Origin of the sequence: Streptomyces himastatinicus ATCC 53653 (assembly GCF_000158915.1) — a bacterium.
In the GTDB taxonomy this organism is placed as follows: domain Bacteria; phylum Actinomycetota; class Actinomycetes; order Streptomycetales; family Streptomycetaceae; genus Streptomyces; species Streptomyces himastatinicus.
In genome coordinates, this window is sequence record NZ_GG657754.1 from 9,573,049 (window position 1) to 9,574,639 (window position 1,591).

Genomic DNA, 1,591 nt, shown 5'->3' on the forward strand with positions numbered 1-1,591 from the left:
CGCGACCCTCGCGGAGTTGAGCGCCCTGGGCAGCCGGGTGCGCTACCGCGCGGTGGACGTCCGGGACGACGCGGCGGTGCTCCAGGCCGTGAAGCAGATCCACGCCGACCACGGGCGGCTGGACGGTGCCGTGTACGCCGCCGGTGTCATCGAGGACCGGCTGATCGCGGAGAAGTCCGCCGAGTCCTTCGGGAGGGTCTTCGGTACCAAGGTGGACGGCGCGCGGACCCTGCTGGACGCCCTCGCGGAACTGCCCGAACCCCCGGCGTTCACGGTGCTGTTCGGCAGCATCTCCGCCGCCCTCGGCAACCGCGGCCAGGTGGACTACGCGGCGGCCAACGACGCGCTGGAGACGCTCGGCGCGCAGTGGCGGGCCCGCACCGGCCGCCGGGCGCTGACCGTGCACTGGGGCCCGTGGGCACCGACCGGCACCCACGGCGGGATGGTCACACCGGAACTCGGCCGGGAGTACGCCCGGCGTGGCATCTTGCTCATCGACCCGGAAGAGGGCGCGCTGGCGCTGCTGCGCGAGCTGGCCTGGGGCGAGGAGCCGGATCAGGCCGTCGTCTACACCGCCTCGGGCTGGTGACCATGACCGGCCGTCACCAGATGCCACCGGTGGCCATCGTCGGGATGTCGGTCCTGCTGCCCGGTTCCCCGGACCTGGACACCTACTGGCGCAACCTGACCGGCGGCGTGGACGCCATCACCGAGGTCCCGGCCGGGCGGTGGGACACCGGGTTCTACGACCCGCAGGGCCCCGGCACCCCGGCCGCCCCCGACCGGGTGTACTGCCGCCGGGGCGGCTTCGTCGACACGTACGCGCAGGTGGAGGCTGCCCGGTTCGGCATCATGCCGAACTCGGTGTCCGGCACCGAACCCGACCAGCTGATCGCCCTCGGTGTCGCGGCGGCCGCCCTCGCCGACGCGGGGGGCGATCACCGGCTGCCCGACCGGGAGCGGGTGGGCGTCGTCCTGGGCCGGGGCGGCTACCTCACCCCCGGGCTGGTCCGGCTCGACCAGCGCGTCCGTACCGCGCACCAGCTCGTACGGACCCTCGGCGAGCTGCTGCCCGGCCTCGGCCCCGGCCATCTGGACCGGATCCGGGACGCCTTCACCGAACAGCTCGGCCCGGACCGCCCCGAGGCGGCCATCGGCCTGGTGCCCAACCTCGCCGCCTCCCGCATCGCCAACCGGCTCGACCTGCGCGGCCCCGCCTACACCGTGGACGCCGCGTGCGCGTCGTCGCTCGTCGCCGTCGACCAGGCGGTGGGGGAGCTGGCCTCCGGGCGGTGCGACGTGATGCTCGCGGGCGGTGTGCACCACTGCCACGACATCACCCTGTGGAGCGTGTTCGCGCAGCTGCGCGCCCTGTCGCCCAGCCAGCGCATCCGGCCCTTCGACCGCGCCGCCGACGGCCTGCTGATCGGCGAGGGCACCGGTGTGGTCGTCCTCAAACGGCTGGCCGACGCACGGCGCGACGGCGACCGCGTCTACGCCGTCATCCGCGGCACCGGCGTGGCCTCGGACGGCCGCGCCACCGGGCTGGTCAACCCGGACCCGGGCGGCCAGACCCGCGCCGTACGGCAGG

The 1,591-nt window shown here is 75.0% G+C and carries 2 protein-coding genes; both read left to right on the plus strand.

Annotated features, from left to right (window positions below; all coding sequences use genetic code 11):
* Positions 1-589, plus strand: a 589-nt coding sequence (locus SSOG_RS40470; protein ID WP_154686134.1) for an SDR family oxidoreductase, incomplete at its 5' end; no start/stop codon positions are given.
* A gap of 2 nt (positions 590-591) precedes the next feature.
* Positions 592-1,591: beta-ketoacyl [acyl carrier protein] synthase domain-containing protein (locus tag SSOG_RS47255; protein WP_208867432.1), on the plus strand; the 1,000-nt coding region annotated here is incomplete at its 3' end.